Genomic DNA, 17,836 nt, shown 5'->3' on the forward strand with positions numbered 1-17,836 from the left:
GCGACTATGGCTTACGTTTACGTAAAGTACATGCCCTGCCAGGCTGCATCGCTAAGCTAGCATATTCCACCCGCTGCAGTGCAATATCAGTAATGTAAGGATTTAACGCCTTGGTGGTTATTTCTTGTAAGAATTAAAATTATTTAAAATAGTAACTTACGTGCTTTTTAGTGTTTTTTTTAACCATTTGGTTGGTTCTTAAAACGTTGAAAACTATGCTTTTCTGCAACTAAAGTTGTAAGTAGAAACTTTCTCTGGAGTCACCATGCGAGTCGGCTGCTGCGCTGATAAACCCAACGTTGTCATTAATCAGGTATCAGCCTTAGTTCACTATGTCACCCGCTTGGAGCGTCGCCGCTGGCGAGCGTTGGTATGGCTATATGGGCCGGCAGAAAAAGCTCGCCAACAAGCGCAACGGCTATGGGAAGCGCGAATGTGGCAGGCACCGTTGTGGGTGGGCGCTGAGCACGAGGCATCGGTGTCTCCGTGTTTACCAGCCGGTAAAGCTCGCACACGACTGGGTGCAGAGCATCAGCTAGTCGTCGTAGACGCCAGTGGTAGCCAGGGATTAGACCCAGATGCCCTGGGTGCACTGGCAGGTACTGTGAGTGCTGGTGGGTTATTAATAATCATCACGCCAGAGGGCTGGGGTGAGCAGCCTGATCCTGATTATGCTCGTTTTGCTGATTATCCCTGGTGTTGGAAATCACTGAGCACCCACTACCTTAAACGGTTGGCATCTCAGCTTACCGTTGCGAGCACTATTGTTCGCTGGCAGGTAAACGGTGAGCTCGTGCTGCCCAGTCTGCCTGTTCGTGACTCGCGTGCGGTTCCCTTTGACGATGCCGACTGTTTGACCGCCGACCAAGCGCTCGCGGTGAGTGCGCTTGTCAGGTTAAAGCGCCGTCGGCCTTTGGTGATTACGGCAGACCGAGGGCGGGGAAAAAGCGCGGCGCTGGGGATCGCCTGTGCCCGTTTGCTACAAAAAAGCGTTACGCAACTGGTGGTGACCGCACCTCGACTCAGTTCAGTGGAAAGCTTGTTTGCGCGCATGGTAGCGCTATGCCCGGAAGGTCAACGTCTTAGCCCGGCGCGTTTTGAACTGCCGAGTGGTAGTTCGCTGTGTTTTCTTCCGCCTGACGCGCTTAACGAACAAGTTCATCAAGCAACCCTTGGCGGAAGCGGCAGCTATTTGCTGGTTGACGAGGCTGCGGCGGTTCCTGCAGCACTGTTAGCCCAGTGGCTTGCTGCCTTCCCGCGTATCGCATTTGCAACCACCGTGCATGGCTATGAAGGGTCAGGGCGCGGTTTTGCGCTGCGTTTTCGCGATGTGCTTAATCGAAAAGCCCCCCAATGGCGCGAGCTACATTTGGACGCTCCTATTCGCTGGTCAGCGGGAGATCCCTTAGAAGCCACTATCCAATCGTTGCTCCTGCTCAACGCTCCGTTACCCGAGGCTCGTGTTCATGCCCACCGTCCGCCAGCATCTATCGCGATTACGCAAGCTGAGTTAGCCAAGCAAAATGGGCTATTGGAGAAGCTGTTCGGCTTGCTGGTGCAGTCTCACTATCGCACCACGCCCAGTGATTTACGCCAGTTGTTGGATGGCCCTGGCACCGCGATTCGCACAATTAGCGCAGCGGAAGAGCCCCAGGCTGTTCTGGTGACGCGAGAAGAGGGTGGTTTTAGTTCTGAACTTGCTGAACAGGTGGCACGCGGTGAGCGGCGCCCCCAAGGGCATCTGATGGCCCAGTCGTTGGCAGCTCACAGCGGCAGTCGTGAGGCGTTAACGTCACGCTGGCGGCGGGTGGTACGTATTGCCACTCACCCAGAACGGCGGCATGAAGGTTTAGGGCGTCAGTTGTTAGAAGATGATATCGCCAATGCTAGGCAGCAGGGCGTGGCGCTTTATGGGGCTACTTTTGGTGCCGAGACATCGCTGCTGCGATTTTGGCTGGCGCTTGGGTTTGCCCCTGTTCGCTTGGGTATCACTCAAGAAGCAGCTACCGGTGAGTACGCCATTATGGTGGCGCGCGCGCTTTCTAGCGAAGGACACGCTGTGTTGATGTCGCTGCGCGATTCATTTGCGGCCTCGTTAATACCACTACTGGCCTTTGAATTAGCGGCACTGCCAGCGTCGATCGTCGCGTTACTACTGCCGTCGTTGCCACGTTTGCCGCTTAGCACAGCAGAGGTTCAAACAGTGGACGATGTGGCTTACGCGCATCGTGACCCAGCGCTGGCCAGGACGGCACTTCAAGCGCTGGCCAGAGAGGCTAGCCACTGGCCGTTAGAGCAAGATGCGCAGATTGCACACCAGCAGTTGGCCGCCTGGGCCTTCCAGAACCAGCCGTTAGCAAAAGCGGATGGTGAGTCGGTGCGTTTGATTCGTCGTGGGGCTCAGCAAATTATTGAACAGTGCACGCTTTTACACAGTCGCTCAGGCGGGTAAAGTAAACGGGTTATCGATAATGAAGAGTTTCCATGAACACACATCTAGAAGCCCTCGCGCCACGTTTAGTGTGGCAGCATTTTCGCACACTATGTAACACGCCACGGCCCTCCGGCCATGAAGCCGCGCTAGTAGCTACATTAGAGGCTTGGGCCGATTCCCTGGGGCTTCCTCACGACCGTGATGAATTCGGCAACCTACGCATTCGTAAGCCAGCAACGCCTGGCTGTGAAAGTGCGCCAGGCATCGTGCTGCAGGGCCATCTGGATATGGTGGCACAAGCCAACACAGGCCATGATCACGACTTCACCCGTGACCCTATCCAGACCTATGAAAATGAGGGGTGGCTCTTCGCGGATGGCACCACGCTAGGCGCTGATAATGGTCTTGGCGTTGCTGCTATTCTGGCAGTGTTGGAAGATCCTGAACTGACCCATGGCCCGCTGGAAGCATTGTTTACGCTAGAAGAAGAGACCTCTATGGGTGGGGCGCTCAATCTTGCTGAAAACTGGCTGGAAGGGTCGTTGTTGCTCAATTTAGACAGCGAGGATCGCGGCCAAGTGTATATTGGCTGTGCAGGTGGGGCCGACGTAGTGGTGAATGCGCAACTCCCCAGCACGGCTATCCAAGAAAACGAACAGGTGATTTCGCTGGCCCTGACGGGGCTGAAAGGTGGCCACTCGGGGATGGATATTGATAAGCCCCTGGGCAACGCGAATCGCTTGCTAGTCCGTGTGCTGTGGGCATTGGAAACCTTTGGTGCGCGGCTGATTAATTACCATGGTGGTACGCTGCGTAATGCCATTCCCCGCGAGGCATTTGCTCAAATCGCGTTGCCTGCTGATGAGGTTGACGATGCATTGGCGATGGTTGAAGCGCTTGCTGGTACGCTGAAAGCTGAACTGGGCAGCGGTGATAGCAACTTGGCGCTCACGGCAGAACGTGTGGAGCTGGCTGATGCGAAGCCACTGACCCGAGATGCCAGTGCGATGTTGCTGGCTGCGCTGCACGCGGCTCCCTGCGGTGTCGAACGCATGAGTGCTGATGTGCCGGGAGTGGTGGAAACTTCCAACAATTTAGGGGTGTTAAACGTGGAAAGCGGGCGTTTCCATCTGTGTGCACTGGTGCGTTCACTGCATGACAGTGCCACTGATGCGATGGCGGGACGTTTTCAAGCGCTGTTTGGCCTCATGGGCGCCAGAGTGAAAGTGGAAAACAGCTACCCAGGCTGGGCGCCTAATCCGCAAAGCCCGCTGCTAGCGACCTTTAATGCCCGGCATGCCGAATTAATGGGCCGAGAACCCGAGGTCAAAGTGATTCATGCAGGTCTTGAATGCGGCATCTTGGGAAGTAAGTACCCGCATTTAGACATGATTTCGTTTGGCCCGCTGATTCGTGGGGCGCATTCGCCAGACGAACGCGTGGAAATTGAGTCGGTCGTTGAGTTTTGGGAGATGCTGCGCGATTTGATTGAAACGCTGACTAGATCTCGCTAAGCAAGTTGCCACAAAAACGGCACCGAAATGGTGCCGTTTTGATAGTGCCTGTCTCATGTCAAACGCACATTAACATGGCAAACATCGCGTTATTTGCTCAAGTAAGCATTGAGCATCCACACGGTTTTTTCCTGCTCGCGTATATAGTCGCCAGCTTGAGCAGCGGTGCCTTCATCGTCAGCGTCCGACGCAATTGACAGCAGTTCCCGCTGTAATTCAATCAGTGTTTGATAGCCAGTCAGCACACCTTTCACGCAGGTTTGCCCATCGTGAACGTCTTTATCTTCCTGAATGCGCGAGATTTTCACGTAATCGCTATAGGCATGAACAGGCTTGTGACCTAACGTCAAAATACGCTCTGCCACTTCGTCAACTTTGGTAAGTAAATCTGTATAGAATTCTTCAAATTTCGCATGTAACTCAAAGAAGTCGCTACCTCGGACATTCCAGTGATAGCCACGGACGTTCATGTAGAAAATCTGATAATTAGCCAACAGGTGATTAAGTTTTTCGGCGAGTTGGCTTGCGCTGCCTTCGTGTAAGCCAATGCTATTCATATCACTCATTAGTGCTTCTCCGTGGTTGGAGCCGCTTTGAAACATTACGGCTATTAAATCGCTTGTATAGTTTAAGACGCTTAGTGAGCGATGCAAAACAAGTTTTTTGCATCGCGGCAATAGCGTCATAACATTGCCTTGGTGTCGCGCTGGCGACGGCTGACTCATCGCTCATCGCTCATCGAGCGAGCCAAAGCCTTGCAATACTCTCACAACGGTCAGCGAGTAGCTCAGCGGTGCGTGGCAGAGCACCTTCAAGTGTCATCGGCCCATCGGCAAGGGCAAAAACGGCGGTGACCCCTTCTTTCAAGCAGGCTTGCCATCCATCACCAAGGCTACCTGCCAGTACAATGACGGGTTTGCCATGGTGCTTGGCTGCACGAGCAACGCCAATAGGCGTTTTACCCGATAGGCTTTGGCCATCTAAGCGACCTTCGCCGGTAATTACCACGTCAACGTCAGGAAGCAGGCTGGCTAGCTTGGCCTGTTGCATAATCATTTCAATGCCCGGCGTGAGGGTGGCGTTAAGAAAGCAGTGGGCGGCAAACCCCATGCCACCTGCTGCACCCGCGCCTGGCAATTCACTTTCATCGCGTCCCAGTACCTGGGCGCTCAACTCCGCAAAATGGGCAATTGCTCGGTCAAGGGTGGCGACATCGTCAGGCGATGCTCCTTTTTGCGGGCCAAAGACAGCGCTCGCCCCTCGTGAACCTAGTAGTGGGTTATCTACATCCACGGCGGCTTCAATTTCCAGGTTGCTTAAGCGTGGGTCGAGGGTGGAAAGGTCTAACGTCGCAAGCTGCTGGAGCGCTGCGCCACCGGGAGAAAGCGGATCGCCGTTTTTATCTAACAGTGTCGCTCCCAGTGCTTGGAGCATGCCAGCCCCTGCGTCGTTGGTGGCGCTGCCACCTAAAAAAAGCAGTGCTTTCGTGGCACCAGCATCCAGCGCAGCCAGGCATAATTCCCCGACGCCGTAAGTGGTAGTATGCAGCGCATTTCGTTGATCGGGGGTTAGGTGCTGCAGCCCACTGGCTTCTGCCAGTTCGATAAACGCGGTACGCTGCTCGTTAAGCCAGCCCCACGTTGCTTGGCGCGGTCGCCCTAGGGCATCTTGAACGGTTAGTTGACAGCGTTCAGCGTTGGTGGCTGCAATAAGCGCGTCCAAGCTCCCTTCGCCGCCATCGGCAAGCGGGCAACGATGAATGGTGGCGGTTGGCGATGCCCGCTGAATGCCGATTGCCATGGCGTTTGCCGCTTGTTCAGCACTAACCGCATCTTTAAAACTATCGGGGCAAAGCAGAACATTCATCGCACAACCTCCCTAAAGCGTTGTCATATCTGGTCTGGAACAGTTTTTGGAACAGTTCTTGATCATTTTTATCGTAATGGCTGCTGGCGAGCTTAGCGCGGCGTTCGACGACAGACCAGCCGCAACTGGGGCGAGAGGATTACTCATGAAAACAATACTACCGATGAGCATGATGTGCGTCTTAATACTGACAGGCTGCCAAACAGTGCCAGAGCGTCTTCCTCAAGCAGAGCCTGCTCCTTCGGCAGCCTGCTATTTTCCCACCGGTCAGCCTGACCAAACGACACTGCCGCTAGAGGAGCTGACGCAGGGTATCGAAGTGTTGGAAGCCTGGAACTTTGAACTTGACACTACCGACACTGACTTGGGGCTGGTGACCGCTAGTCGGCAGCGTGATTTGATTGGTTACTACGACCCTTACGATAACGATTTTGGTTATGGTCGAAGCATGCAGGTATTTGGTGGCTTCGGTTTGGGACGAGGTGGTTCCGGTATTGGGCTGGGAATTGGTGGTGGATTTGGTGGTGGATTTGGTGGGGGTTTTAGCCATCAACCCGTTGAAGTAGAGCGCGTGTCGCTGCTGGTACGTGATGGTCATATTCGAATTTCTCGAGATATTCGCCGGTTTGACCACTTGGGAGATCTGCGTGAATCCTACAGCGCGAGCAATGATGATTTTTGCCAGCGCTTTCAAACGGCGTTTAAACAAGCGGCTGCTACCTTGGGGGCGTTATGAGATCACTACATAAGCATTGTTTAACGGTTACTGCCGTACTTGTCATCTTTGCGCTAGCAGGCTGTGCTACGACACAGCCACTAGAACCAAGAGAGTTACGTTACAACGCCTCTCCAGAGCAAACGTTCCGCGAAGCCATTGAGCTAATGATGGAGCAGGGCTATGTCGTAAGGCATGCTGATTTAGCCCTGGGGCGCGCAGAAGCAACGCTAGCCCGTTGGCCAGAATACCGCTTGCAATTACAAGTAAGTGAGGTGCCTGGCGGCAGTCGTGTCAGCCTATCGGCATTACGTGGTAACCAGCCGCTACCACCGTATGTATTAGATCCTTGGCTAATGGAACTGCAGCATAAATTAGGAGAATTACCGTGACAGGCGTATTACCCCCGTTTGGTCGCTTACGGAATAAATTTCGCGCCTACTGGCTAGTGCTGGTAGTGGCTGTGTGCAGCATGTTGGGTAGCGGCTTGGTGATGGCCCACCCCCATGGCTGGATCGATCTTAGTGTGCGGGTGATAACAAATGACGAGGGCGTCGCGACAGCGCTTCATCAAACATGGCGTATGGACCCTTTTTATAGCTTGGTGGTGTTTGAAGAGTTGCAGCAAATTCAGGGCAGTAACCTTCAAGAAGGGCTTGACCAGCTAGGCGGTGACATTCGCGATAACCTGTCACAGCAGCACTACTTTACGACGGTACGCGTGAATGGCGAACCGCAAGCGTTAGGTGACGTGTCTGAATACACGGCGTTGGAACGCGACGGCCGCTTAACCTTTATGTTTATTCTGCCGCTAGCATCGCCTCAGCCATTGGCTGGGCAATTATTGGAGTATCAGGTCTTTGACCCAACTTACTATATCGAAGTGGTGCACGAAGAAGAGGGTGGGGCACCCTCTGAGCAGGCGCTAATTCTCAATGGCGAGCCCGACTGCCGTTTAAGCGTGTTGCCTGCTGACCCAGATCCAGAACTCGTTATGCAAGCCGCGCTGCTGGACGTGGATGAAACGGGCGAAACAGGGTTGGGCCGCCATTTTGCCGAAACAGGGCGGATCGAATGCGACTAGCGGAAAACCCGGAAGGTCGTGTATAAAGTGTTACTTTATAACTTTTGGTGGAGTGGCAATGCCTTTAACGCGGCAACAACTGTTATGGGGAGCGCTTACCGTGTTAGGGGCGCTACTGCTAGTCGTGATTGTGCAAGCTAATTTGCAAGGAGTGAGCCTTCAGTTGCTAGCATGGCAGCGGGACTTACATCGTACCTTGACGCTGGCTATTACCGAACTCTCTCGCACGCCTTCTACTAACACGTGGCTGACGCTGCTAGGGGTAAGTTTTGCTTATGGGGTCTTTCATGCCGCTGGGCCTGGTCACGGCAAAGCGGTATTAGCGACGTACCTGGCATCCCATGGTGGTGCCACCCAGCGTGCGCTGGGGCTCTCTTTTGCGGCATCCCTGCTACAAGGGGTAACGGCGATTGCCATGGTGGCAGTGCTCGTGCACGGGCTTGGCTGGATGACTCGTCAGGCAATGGGCAGTGTGGTGTGGGTAGAGCAAGCCAGCTTTATGCTAGTGGCGCTGTTAGGCGGCTGGTTATGCTGGCGGGCGATAAAACAATTGCGCAAAACTTACTCAGCCCACACCCCTGATGCTGATGTTCACAGTCACAGTCACAGTCACAGCCACAGTCATGACCATTCCCACTGCTGCGGCGGCGCTCATCATATTGAGCCGCAGCAAGCGCTCGATTGGCGCACAGCGCTGATGACCGTCGGCGCGATTGGTATGCGTCCATGCACGGGAGCTGTGCTGATGTTGGGGGCAGCTAGTTTGCTAGGGCAGTTTTACGTCGGTGTTGCCTCGGTACTTGCCATGTCGCTGGGTACCGGTATTACCGTCTCTGTCTTGGCGCTGGCAAGCATTGTGGCCCGTGGCTGGGCTGCTAAGCGGTTGCAGAAACAGAGCAGCCGGCAGGCAGTCGAAAAAGCAGTGGGTTGGGCGGCATTGGCGGGCGGTGCTCTCATCGTTGCATTAGGCATATCGCTTTCCTTGGCGGGCGCCGCTCAGCCAGCTAGCGGCCCGTTGCTCAACGAGCCGCCATCAAGACAGGGTTCTTTACTGAGAAATTAAGCTAAAGCTTTAACCCTTCAATTTGGGCAAGTAACTGCTCGCGGCGACTGCCCTGTAAGGCTCGCTCATAGGGCTCTGGGCTGCCGTTTCCCCATACTGGCGCTGGCCAACTAACATCATCCGCATAGCGCACCACCAAATGAATATGCAGCTGGCTAACGACATTGCCTAAGGTGGCAACGTTGAGCTTGTCACCGTGAAATGCCTCTTTCATCGCCGCCCCTAGCGCTACCGTTTCACGCCATAACTGTGTTTGATCCTCTTGGCTCAGTTCAAACACTTCGCTAACTGAGTCGCGTTTGGGAACCAGAATTACCCAAGGGTAGCGCGCATCGTTCATTAGCAATGCGCGACACAAGGGAAGGTCAGCGAGTGGCAAGGTATCTGCTTCCAGCCGTGGGTCAAGTTTGAACGTTTTCAATTAGGTACTCCTTTACATAACGAAGATCATCATAGCAGCTGCAGGTTTGGCTTGCCTCTTACTCCCTGCTTACCAAGGACTCGCTAAGGAGGGAGTAAAACAGGCGAAATTATTAAAATCTGTTACTCTAAAAGCACTCCCACGCGGCAAGGCTGCCGTCGGAGCTTCCCGAATGTTGTATGATTTGTTAAGGAGAACACAGATGAAAAAACTATTGGGTATTAGCTTTATTCTATTGATAACGGCGGGCGCTCTAGCGGGCTGCAACACCATTGCAGGTGCAGGACAAGATGTTCAAAAGGGTGGTCAGGCGGTTGAGGACGCAGCGAGTTAACATTATTTATTATCGGCACTTCTTGGCGTGAATGAGCGGGTTAGGCATAGTTGTCTAGCCCGTTTCGCATTTTGGGTAGTTACTAACCAAACAAGGAAGAATCATAATGAATCACCCATTACGCTGCGCGAAGAATAAACTAGGTAGCCTCGCTGTATTGCTCGCGTCAGTATTGCCGGTGTCGGCCTTATTAGTGGCATGTGCTGGCTCGCCCGATGATGTCTCAGCTCCAGTGCCGCCTACCGTAGGCCAGCCTTCTAGCGTAACGAGCACTACGTGCGATGCTGAAGCGGTGCAGTATGCTATCGGAGCTCCCTATGATGAAGCCAACGTGCCCACACTACAAAGTGAAAGCGGTGCTCAACGGGTGCGTATACTCAGGCCTAATAGCGCCGTTACCATGGAGTACCGAGAAGATCGCCTAAATATTCTTTTAGAAAGTAATGGCATGATTGAAGCGCTGCGCTGCGGCTAGCGTAAGATCAGCACCACACAAGCGGCCGTTAATAGCCCCATCGTGATATTAAATAGTCGCCAGGCGTTATCACTTTTGATCCACTGCCCAATAGCGCTGCCGAACGCTGCCCACAAGGCAATACACGGCAGCGCGACTAGTTCTGCAAAACCAGCGAGCACTAACGCATTTACCACGGGCTGGCCGCTTTCGGGAAGAAATCCTGCCATCAACGCTAGTCCCATTACCCACGCTTTGGGGTTAGCGAATTGAAACATTGCGGCTTGGAAAAAGGTAAACGGCACCCCGTGCTGCGCTCCTTGGAGATTTGGCGGCGGAGCGGTAGCTATCTTCCAGGCTAAATACAATAAATAGGCGCTACCCACCCAACGTAGTGTCGTTTGCACCATAGGAAAGCGCTCAAACAAGACGCCAAGCCCCAGTGCAATACCGGAAAACAGCAAAAAACAACCGCCTAAAATGCCCCACATATGAGGCATGGTTCTTCGAAAACCAAAATTCGCCCCAGAGGCAGTCAGCATAATATTGTTAGGTCCAGGGGTAAGCGTCATCGACATCATGTAAAGCGCTGCAGGGCCAAGCAGTAACCATTCGTTATTCATAACGGTCTTTCCATCCTTGATGGCGTATCTGCTCTTTGAGCATTTCCAGAATGTCGTAAAGCACTTGCTCGGTGACATGTGCGCTCGTTTCATCCACCGTTAACCAGCTGTTGAAGCCTGTTTCGGCTGTGCGCTCAACCAGTTGGCGAAACTCCGTTGAGTGAATGCCCTGAGCCAGTTCATCTACCAGCCGTTGGGCAACCCCGCTAAGTGATGCCTGCATAGCGTTTGAGGCGGTTTTTCCCATGGGGAGGCGGTGTAGTTTTTGAATTTCTGGGCTTTCCCGTAGTGTTCGGCTGACTAGGTCATCAATCGACGCCATGATAGCAATGCGATTCTGCTGATAGGATTGACCTACCGTCGCCTCAAGGCGCTGGGATATTTCATGAATCAGCTGAGTTTTACGGGGGAGGATGACGCGGTCGATAACCCGCTCGGTGAGAGAGTCGCTGGCAGTGACCTGTTCCTGAACATTACTAAGAAGCCGCAGCGCAATGCGGTTGGAAAGCTCTTCCAACAGGATATCGTAATACTTGGCTAAAAAGCGGTAGCTGGACCAGCGGGTCATATCAATCAAGCGTAGCCGATGCAGCCGGTTTAAGAGAGATACCACGCGGAGTACGCGCAATAAGCGAAACCCGCTGAGGGGAATGCAGCCAAGTACGTCGTACCAGTTAACAAAGGGGTAGAAAAACCAGCGGTGATAGCGCCGCTCGGCAATTGCTACCATCCAGCCCAGCAGTACATCCGCTATAAAAATGCCGACAAAAAACAAGTCGATGGTAATAAAACGGCTGTGAATCACTGTGTCGTAAAAAGCGTGAAAGGCGGGGGTAAGGTTGGCAATGGTGTTGTTAATTGGCTCAATCAGAAACAGCGAATCAAACAGTAACAGGCTAAGGTTGATGATAACCGCAGCGAGGATGAAAAAATCCCAACCGATATGCGCGTACTCAACGGTTTTAGGTAGGTGTGGGTAGCGCTCCCTGGCGGGCATGAGGGCTCCTTGCTCTGCGATGTGTGGGTTAGCGTTAAGAGTGTTGCTGGTGGTGATGTTGATGATGGTGTTGATGGGTAAGTAGTTCTTCTTGCTCTGCTTGCTTGCGCAGCTTTTTACGCAGCGCGGCTTTTTCGAACCTTAGTTTCTGTAGCGAGGTTTCCAGCGCGAGCGGTGGCACTATTGCAGGCTTGCCGTCCGAATCTACCGCCACCATGGTGAGATAGCAGCTATTGGTGTGACGAATTAGTTTTTCACGAATATCTTCGGCCACTACCTTAACGCCAATCTCCATAGAAGAGCGCCCCACATGGTTGACGCTGGCTAAAAAGGTCACCAGTTCGCCTACGTGAATCGGCTGTTTAAACAACACCTGGTCGACAGAAAGCGTGACGACATAGTGGCCTGAATAGCGGCTTGCGCACGCGTAGGCCACCTCATCGAGTTTCTTAAGAATAGCACCACCGTGTACTTTGCCACTGAAATTGGCCATGTCGGGTGTCATTAACACGGTCATGGAAAGTTCATGCTGCCCAGGCAGGGCGCTGTGTTCAGCGTGGGTGTCTGACATAAGTAAAAAACCTTCAGAGATTAAAATGCCCGCCCCAGTGGGGCGGGCGCTATGTAGGCAGCTAGAGTTCTAACGTTATCGCAAGGTTAGTGTTAAAACCATACTAGGCCAACAGAAATAATAATGCCGGTGATAAACAGCTGGATTAGGCAAAAACCCATGATGTCTTTCGCCTTCAACCCTGCGATAGCGAGCACCGGAAGCGCCCAGAAGGGTTGTAATAAGTTAGTCCAGGCGTCGCCCCAGGCTACTGCCATGGCCACGCGAGCAATGTCAGCCCCCAGCGCTTCTGCGGCAGGTAGCATAACCGGCGCTTGCACGGCCCATTGGCCACCACCTGAAGGTACGAACAGGTTCACAATGCCAGCACTTAGGAATGACCAGAATGGCAGCGAAGTAGCGGTGGCGAAAGAGACTAACCATTCAGACATGCTTTGAGCCAATCCCGACTGCACCATAATGGCCATAATGCCAGCGTAGAACGGGAACTGAATGACGATTCCCGCACCGCCTTTAATGGCTTCATTCAAGCTGTTAAGCAAATTGCGCGGCGTGCGATGCAGCACAATGGCTAAGAACAGAAATAGGAAGTTAACAACATTCAGGTTCAAGCCACCGCTGCGAAGCAGGAAATGGTCAAGCAGGAACAGAAGCCCAGGAACGCCCACTAGCAGGGCTAGCGGCATGCTATTTTCAAGCTTTTCTGCCGGGCGGGTAATACGGCCTTGCTGTTCAGGTTCATCGTTTAGCAGCTTGGAATCTACATAAACGCTGTCTTTTTCGTCTGGCAGCATCAAGCGGTTAACCAGCGGGACGGCAACAAACAGACAAGCAACAATCGCAAGGTTAAAAAAGGCAAAAACAGTCGAGCCAGTGCCGATCACACCGATTTGGTCGGCGGAGAAGTGACCTTCCGTTGCAATCGTCAGTGGAATCGAACCTGCAAGGCCGCCATGCCACACCACGAAGCCCGAGTAAGCGCTAGCGACTAAAAGGCGATAATCTACCCGAATTAAGCGGGCGAGCTCTTTAGCAAAAAGTGCCCCGACAACGAGCCCAAACCCCCAGTTAATCCAGCTGGCAGCGAGGGAAACAAGCGTCACTAGAATGATAGCGCCACCAGGGCTTTTCGCCGTACTGGCGATTTTCTGCAGAATGCGTTTTACCGGTGGCGAGCTTGCCAGCATAAACCCCGTGACAAGTACCAACAGCATTTGCATTGAGAAGGTGAGTAACCCCCAGAAGCCATCACCCCACATGCGTAGCACGGCAAGTGGTGTTTGGCGTTCAACGGCTATCGCCGCGATAGCCGCAATTAATGTTAGTAGCAGAACAAAGATATAGGGATCAGGCAAGTAGCGCTCGACCAGCTTAACTGCCGGTTTTGATATGAGTTTTAGCATGAGTGCTCTCTTTATTCGTTATTGGGAAGTGCGTGGCTAATATACGGTGATACACCGTATATTTCATCCATTGACAGATGTGTGCTCAACTGTTTTTTAGTTACGCGCCCGGGCCTTTACTCAGGTACATGCTCAGATGCTCAATAGTTCGGTAGGTCAGTTGGCGACTGCTAAACATGATGAACTTCAGCGACAATGAATCTCAACGAGGGTGTAGTGCCACGGTTTTTCAGCTTTGTGATTCTGAGTTTTGTGGTTCTCAGCTATTAAAAACGTCAGGGCTGAGGGCGCCAGCGACGTTGACGGTAGTGGTAATAGTAGGCAATTAGCACCGCCGAGCGGGTGAACATAAACAGCGTAAAGGCTAGCCACAGGCCATGGTTACCAAGCCCTTGGGATAGCCACCAGCTGGGTATGTAAACCGCTAAACCAATAAAAATGCTGTTGCGCATTTCACGCACGGCGGTGGTGCCTATAAAGACACCGTCTAGTAAATAGCTCCATACCGCAATCAATGGCATCACTACCATCCAAGGCAGGTAGCTAGCGGCGGTGGCACGAACCTCTGTCAGCCCCGTTAGCAGGGCAACCAAATAGTTCCCCCCTAATGCGAAGGCAAGGGTGGCCGCTGCGGCTGTCCAAAATGAGAACGTTGCCGTTGCTTGAACCGTCGCTGCAAATTCCTTCCAGTCTCGCCGCCCAAAAGCGCGGCCGACCAGCGATTCTGCGGCATGGGCGAAGCCATCAAGTGCGTAGCTAGTGAGCATAATAAATTGCAACAGCACCGCATTAGCAGCTAACACCGTGTCGCCTTGGCGCGCTCCCTGGGCGGTAAAAAAAGCCATGGCAAACAGCAATCCCAGGGTGCGCACAAACAAATTGGCGTTGACATTCAATAGGGCGGAGTAGGCTGACAGTACTAAAAGCCGCTGCCGTTGAAAGCAGCCTTCCAAGTGGCCTAGCTGGCGCAGTACTAAATAGCCACCAAAGGCTAGTGCGCTGTAATCGGCAATTACACTCGCCAGGGCGACGCCGCCACTGGTCATCTCAAGGCCCACCACAAACCAGAGATCGAGCACGATATTGACACTATTGGTCAGCACTAAAATCATCAGCGTGACGCGGGCATTCTGTTGGCCTAAAAACCAGCCGAGGATGGCGTAGTTCGCAAGCACTGCTGGGGCTGACCAGAGTCGTATTTCGGCATATTCCCGTGCTAGTGGCGTCGCTGCTTCGCTACCGTCTAACAGCCACAGGCCAATAGAAATCAACGGCGAGCCAAAGATAATCAAAAGTGCGCCGATAATGGCGGCCATAATGAGCGACTGGCCCAGCAAATTGCGCACATCACTATGTGCTTCGCGCCCGATTGCCTGGGCGACCAAGCCGGTGGTGCCCATGCGTAGGAAGCCAAATCCCCAATAGAGAAAACTAAACAGTGTCGCGCCGAGGGTCACGGCGGCTAGATAACGAGAGTCGGGCAGATGCCCGACCACGGCCGTATCGACTAGCCCCAGTAAGGGAACCGTGATGTTCGAAAGGATAATGGGCCAAGCAAGGGGCCAAATACGCACGTCGCAGCGACCCTAAGCAGCAGTAATAATGCGGTACTTCTCCATAAGCTTCTCGTGCGTTTCAGGGCGCTCCGGGTCAAGAGGAATGCAGTCTACCGGGCACACTTGCTGGCACTGGGGCTCGTCAAAGTGACCCACACATTCAGTGCATAAATTGGGGTCAATAACGTAAATCTCATCGCCAGGGGAGATGGCGTCATTGGGGCATTCAGGTTCGCAGACGTCGCAGTTAATGCATTCGTCGGTGATCATCAGGGCCATGGGCTTACCTCACGAATGGCTTTTCGCTCCGGTAGTGTTATACCCGAGCGTTTTACTCAACAATATCGATAGCTAGACAGTGTAGTGCTTACGCAGTGCCTCTGCGACCTGCGGATGAACAAGTGGTGAAATATCGCCACCCAGCTTGGCGATTTCCCGCACAATGGTGGACGAAATATAGGAGTTTTCCACCGCTGGGGTAAGAAATACGCTTTCAAGTTCAGGATTTTGTGCACGATTCATATTGGCCAACTGTAGCTCGTATTCGAAATCCGAGACAGCCCGCAAGCCGCGTAGAATAATGGTGGCGTTCTGTTCATACATCATGGTGGTCAGCAGCGATGAAAAACCGATGACCTTTACGTTCGGTAAGGAAGCACATACTGTTTTGGCAAGCGCGATACGTGTTTCCAGTTCCAGGCTAGGCCGCTTGCCGGGGCTTGCGGCGACCGCAATGACCACCTTGTCGAACATCCGTGCACCGCGTTCGATAAGGTCAAAATGGCCGTTTGTGATGGGGTCAAAGGTGCCTGGGTAGACAGCAATATTCACACGTTGATCGCTCATTCTGGCGTCTCCTGTTCGTCAAGCTGACCAAACGGGTTGTCCGCCGTTAGCGAAACGGCGTGTTCATAGCCGGGAATATGAATGCGGTCAGCGTGAATCTCAAGCTCTGGGCCTTCCAAAACAGCTTCACCGAACTGATAGCGAGGCGCGTAGTGACCACGATCAGCGCGTTCTAAATAAGCGGCGGCATTTTCGCGAACGGCTTCCCTGCGTGTTTTCCAAGTGTTAATGACCGCGCTGCCGTGGCGTTGGGTGAGCAAGCGCTCGGTGACCTGAGGAGAGAGCACGACGCCCGTGGCGTTATTACCGCCAAACCCTTTCGCATTGATAAAGGCGGCATCGGCGTTAAACGCTGATGGAGTGGCAGAAAAGCGTAGCCGCTCAGCATACACATCATCCGCGACGGCATCTAAGGTGGGAATGCCGGGCAGTAACCCATGAGCAAAGCTACCTAACGCGCTTACCAACTGGTCGCCTGCTGCTGTCCCTTGGGAGTGGCCGACAAACGCTTTAACGGCTACCACTGGCCAATTTTCGATGCCATTTGCACGAGCAATTTCATCGAAAACATGGGATTCGGTAGTGCGATTTTTGGGAGTGCTGGTGCCATGGGCATGCAGGAACGTACGCTCTTTTAGCGCTTTCTCACCTAGCATATCTTTTACTAAGGCGGCTGCCTTACCCAAGGTGATGTAATTGCCAATGCCGGGTGCGGAAATAGAGCGCTTATAGCCATCCGCGTTAACGAACACATCAGGCACTGCACCTAGAATATCCGCGCCTAATTCAAGCGCTAACGTATCGTCCATTAACAGTACGAACTGGCTTGCTTCCGCCATGGTAAAGCCGCAGTTGCGGGCAAACGGGCGACAGGCGCGCTGGTAGTCAGCGTCGGTAAGTAACGCTAGAGAATCCAGCGCTTTTAGGCTGGCATCATCGGCCAGTGCGCCCATGGCACGGAAGCCTTCGATGATTTCGGGGGTGATCGGCGCATCTGCGGTGCCTACCATCACAACCCGACAACGCCCTGCGCGAATATCATCGATACCAAGGCGCAAATTATACAAAAAACTGGCACAGGCCCCCAGGGCGGCACCGGTACTCCCCACGCTGCCTAATACGTAGGCATTGAGGAAGTCGGCGGGCATTTGACCGTAGCCCAGCGGCATTTGCTTAGACGTGGCGCGTTGACCGCTGACTAAGCTTTTTAGTAATCCGCCCCAACCTTCGTCATCCAACTGGCCAATGGAGTTTCCCGCGTAGACGGCGATATGGTCAGGATTTAATCGCTGGCGAATTGATTCCCAAGCGAGTCCGCTCGCGCCTAAGCAGTCACTGGCACCAAATACTGCCATTGAAAGCCCGCGCGGATGATGCACGCTACGGTAAAGACTGGCGGGATCGAAGCCGCTTGGCAGTTGAGCTGCCGCACGCACTTTTGGCTCTAGGGCGTCAGGCAGTAGGGCGCTGAAGGTACCCGCGGGCACGGTGACGGCGACTACTTTCGCGTCAATGTCCTCTACTTGCCATCCTTCAGGCAGCTGCTCGGGAAGCTGACGGCGGCGCAATGTGAAGCGCATCGGCTCGGTCAGCGTCATTTCTGCCCGTCGGTTGGCAGGCAAGCCGGGGGCAAGAAAGCGCGGGTCTTCGTTGCGCCGAATCAATGTGTGGTTCAGCACATGATCGCGCAGCGTTTGAGCAGGGGCGTCAATGGGCTGGCCAGCGCTATCATGCCAGCCTCTATCTGAATGCTCGGCAAGGCACATAAGCGCCGCCAAGCTTTCTAGTGTTTGGCGCTGTTGGTCAGCTGGAAGAGCATCAAGCACGGTGCGGCGGAAGGCCTGGTGGCCCGAGGTTCTGCCGGCGGAATTGATGCCGCCCATGCCGACAATCACCGGTAAGTGTGACAAGCCGGGTTCCTCGTGGTGCGGTGGTTTTTAATAACAGTTATTGTC

19 protein-coding genes are annotated in these 17,836 nt (G+C 53.6%); 8 read left to right on the plus strand and 11 right to left on the minus strand.

From position 1 onward, the window contains the following. Positions 1-265 precede the first annotated feature (265 nt). Both ELY33_RS00170 and ELY33_RS00175 read left to right on the plus strand, forming a co-directional pair. A complete protein-coding gene (locus ELY33_RS00170; protein WP_126942195.1) occupies positions 266-2,452 on the plus strand; it encodes a tRNA(Met) cytidine acetyltransferase TmcA in 2,187 nt (728 codons plus the stop codon). Between the two features lie 32 nt (positions 2,453-2,484). Next, on the plus strand, positions 2,485-3,948 hold the full coding sequence (locus tag ELY33_RS00175) for an aminoacyl-histidine dipeptidase (RefSeq protein ID WP_126942198.1): 1,464 nt from the start codon (positions 2,485-2,487) through the stop codon (positions 3,946-3,948). 89 nt (positions 3,949-4,037) lie between these two features. Here ELY33_RS00175 and ELY33_RS00180 read toward each other — a convergent pair whose 3' ends face one another. Next, the gene (locus ELY33_RS00180) at positions 4,038-4,514 is read right to left on the minus strand and encodes a Dps family protein (RefSeq protein ID WP_126942201.1); all 477 of its coding nucleotides are present in this window, start codon (positions 4,512-4,514) and stop codon (positions 4,038-4,040) included. Positions 4,515-4,683: 169 nt separating this feature from the next. Beyond that, positions 4,684-5,814 (minus strand): glycerate kinase, encoded by a 1,131-nt coding sequence (locus ELY33_RS00185; protein WP_126942204.1) that lies wholly within the window; start codon positions 5,812-5,814, stop codon positions 4,684-4,686. Between the two features lie 145 nt (positions 5,815-5,959). On the opposite strand from ELY33_RS00185, the gene ELY33_RS00190 reads away from it, so the two are divergent. The 4 genes from ELY33_RS00190 to ELY33_RS00205 are packed head-to-tail and all read left to right on the plus strand — an operon-like array spanning position 5,960 to position 8,676. Beyond that, the gene (locus tag ELY33_RS00190; RefSeq protein ID WP_126942207.1) at positions 5,960-6,550 is read left to right on the plus strand and encodes a hypothetical protein; all 591 of its coding nucleotides are present in this window, start codon (positions 5,960-5,962) and stop codon (positions 6,548-6,550) included. After that, the gene (locus ELY33_RS00195) at positions 6,547-6,921 is read left to right on the plus strand and encodes a hypothetical protein (RefSeq protein ID WP_126942209.1); all 375 of its coding nucleotides are present in this window, start codon (positions 6,547-6,549) and stop codon (positions 6,919-6,921) included. The genes ELY33_RS00190 and ELY33_RS00195 overlap by 4 nt, the downstream gene beginning before the upstream one ends. Then, complete coding sequence (locus ELY33_RS00200) at positions 6,918-7,613, plus strand: DUF1007 family protein (protein WP_422822279.1); 696 nt, start codon at positions 6,918-6,920, stop codon at positions 7,611-7,613. Before ELY33_RS00195 ends, ELY33_RS00200 begins: the two co-directional genes overlap by 4 nt. 58 nt (positions 7,614-7,671) lie before the next feature. After that, a complete protein-coding gene (locus tag ELY33_RS00205; RefSeq protein WP_126942212.1) occupies positions 7,672-8,676 on the plus strand; it encodes a nickel/cobalt transporter in 1,005 nt (334 codons plus the stop codon). A 1-nt stretch (position 8,677) separates the two neighbouring features. On the opposite strand, the gene ELY33_RS00210 is transcribed toward ELY33_RS00205, so the two are convergent. After that, positions 8,678-9,097, minus strand: a complete 420-nt coding sequence (locus tag ELY33_RS00210; RefSeq protein ID WP_126942215.1) for an HIT domain-containing protein — start codon at positions 9,095-9,097, stop codon at positions 8,678-8,680. 202 nt (positions 9,098-9,299) lie between these two features. Between ELY33_RS00210 and ELY33_RS00215 the strand changes: the two genes are divergently transcribed. Next, entirely contained in the window at positions 9,300-9,431 is a 132-nt protein-coding gene (locus ELY33_RS00215; RefSeq protein WP_126942218.1) for an entericidin A/B family lipoprotein, read from the plus strand. Positions 9,432-9,537: 106 nt separating this feature from the next. Continuing rightward, positions 9,538-9,906 carry an I78 family peptidase inhibitor gene (locus ELY33_RS00220; RefSeq protein WP_126942221.1) on the plus strand — a complete coding sequence of 123 codons (369 nt, stop codon included), beginning with the start codon at positions 9,538-9,540 and terminating at the stop codon, positions 9,904-9,906. Here the strand turns inward: ELY33_RS00220 and ELY33_RS00225 are convergent. From ELY33_RS00225 to ELY33_RS00260, 8 genes are all read right to left on the minus strand, one after another. Next, the gene (locus tag ELY33_RS00225; protein ID WP_126942224.1) at positions 9,903-10,508 is read right to left on the minus strand and encodes a LysE family translocator; all 606 of its coding nucleotides are present in this window, start codon (positions 10,506-10,508) and stop codon (positions 9,903-9,905) included. The two genes, ELY33_RS00220 and ELY33_RS00225, sit on opposite strands and share 4 nt — an antisense overlap. Beyond that, on the minus strand, positions 10,501-11,505 hold the full coding sequence (locus ELY33_RS00230; RefSeq protein ID WP_126942227.1) for an ion transporter: 1,005 nt from the start codon (positions 11,503-11,505) through the stop codon (positions 10,501-10,503). The genes ELY33_RS00225 and ELY33_RS00230 overlap by 8 nt, the downstream gene beginning before the upstream one ends. A gap of 34 nt (positions 11,506-11,539) precedes the next feature. Further along, positions 11,540-12,076, minus strand: a complete 537-nt coding sequence (locus ELY33_RS00235; RefSeq protein ID WP_126942230.1) for an acyl-CoA thioesterase — start codon at positions 12,074-12,076, stop codon at positions 11,540-11,542. A gap of 92 nt (positions 12,077-12,168) precedes the next feature. Further along, entirely contained in the window at positions 12,169-13,479 is a 1,311-nt protein-coding gene (locus ELY33_RS00240; protein WP_126942233.1) for a short-chain fatty acid transporter, read from the minus strand. Between the two features lie 275 nt (positions 13,480-13,754). Then, positions 13,755-15,053, minus strand: coding sequence for an MATE family efflux transporter (locus tag ELY33_RS00245; RefSeq protein WP_126942236.1), 1,299 nt, complete (start codon positions 15,051-15,053; stop codon positions 13,755-13,757). 12 nt (positions 15,054-15,065) lie between these two features. Next, positions 15,066-15,314, minus strand: a complete 249-nt coding sequence (locus tag ELY33_RS00250) for a YfhL family 4Fe-4S dicluster ferredoxin (RefSeq protein WP_126942239.1) — start codon at positions 15,312-15,314, stop codon at positions 15,066-15,068. Between the two features lie 72 nt (positions 15,315-15,386). After that, positions 15,387-15,881, minus strand: coding sequence for a pantetheine-phosphate adenylyltransferase (coaD, locus tag ELY33_RS00255; protein WP_126942242.1), 495 nt, complete (start codon positions 15,879-15,881; stop codon positions 15,387-15,389). Then, positions 15,878-17,764, minus strand: a complete 1,887-nt coding sequence (locus tag ELY33_RS00260) for a beta-ketoacyl synthase (protein WP_126942398.1) — start codon at positions 17,762-17,764, stop codon at positions 15,878-15,880. Before ELY33_RS00260 ends, coaD begins: the two co-directional genes overlap by 4 nt. Positions 17,765-17,836 lie beyond the last annotated feature (72 nt).

It is taken from the genome of Vreelandella andesensis (assembly GCF_003989795.1).
GTDB lineage: Bacteria > Pseudomonadota > Gammaproteobacteria > Pseudomonadales > Halomonadaceae > Vreelandella > Vreelandella andesensis.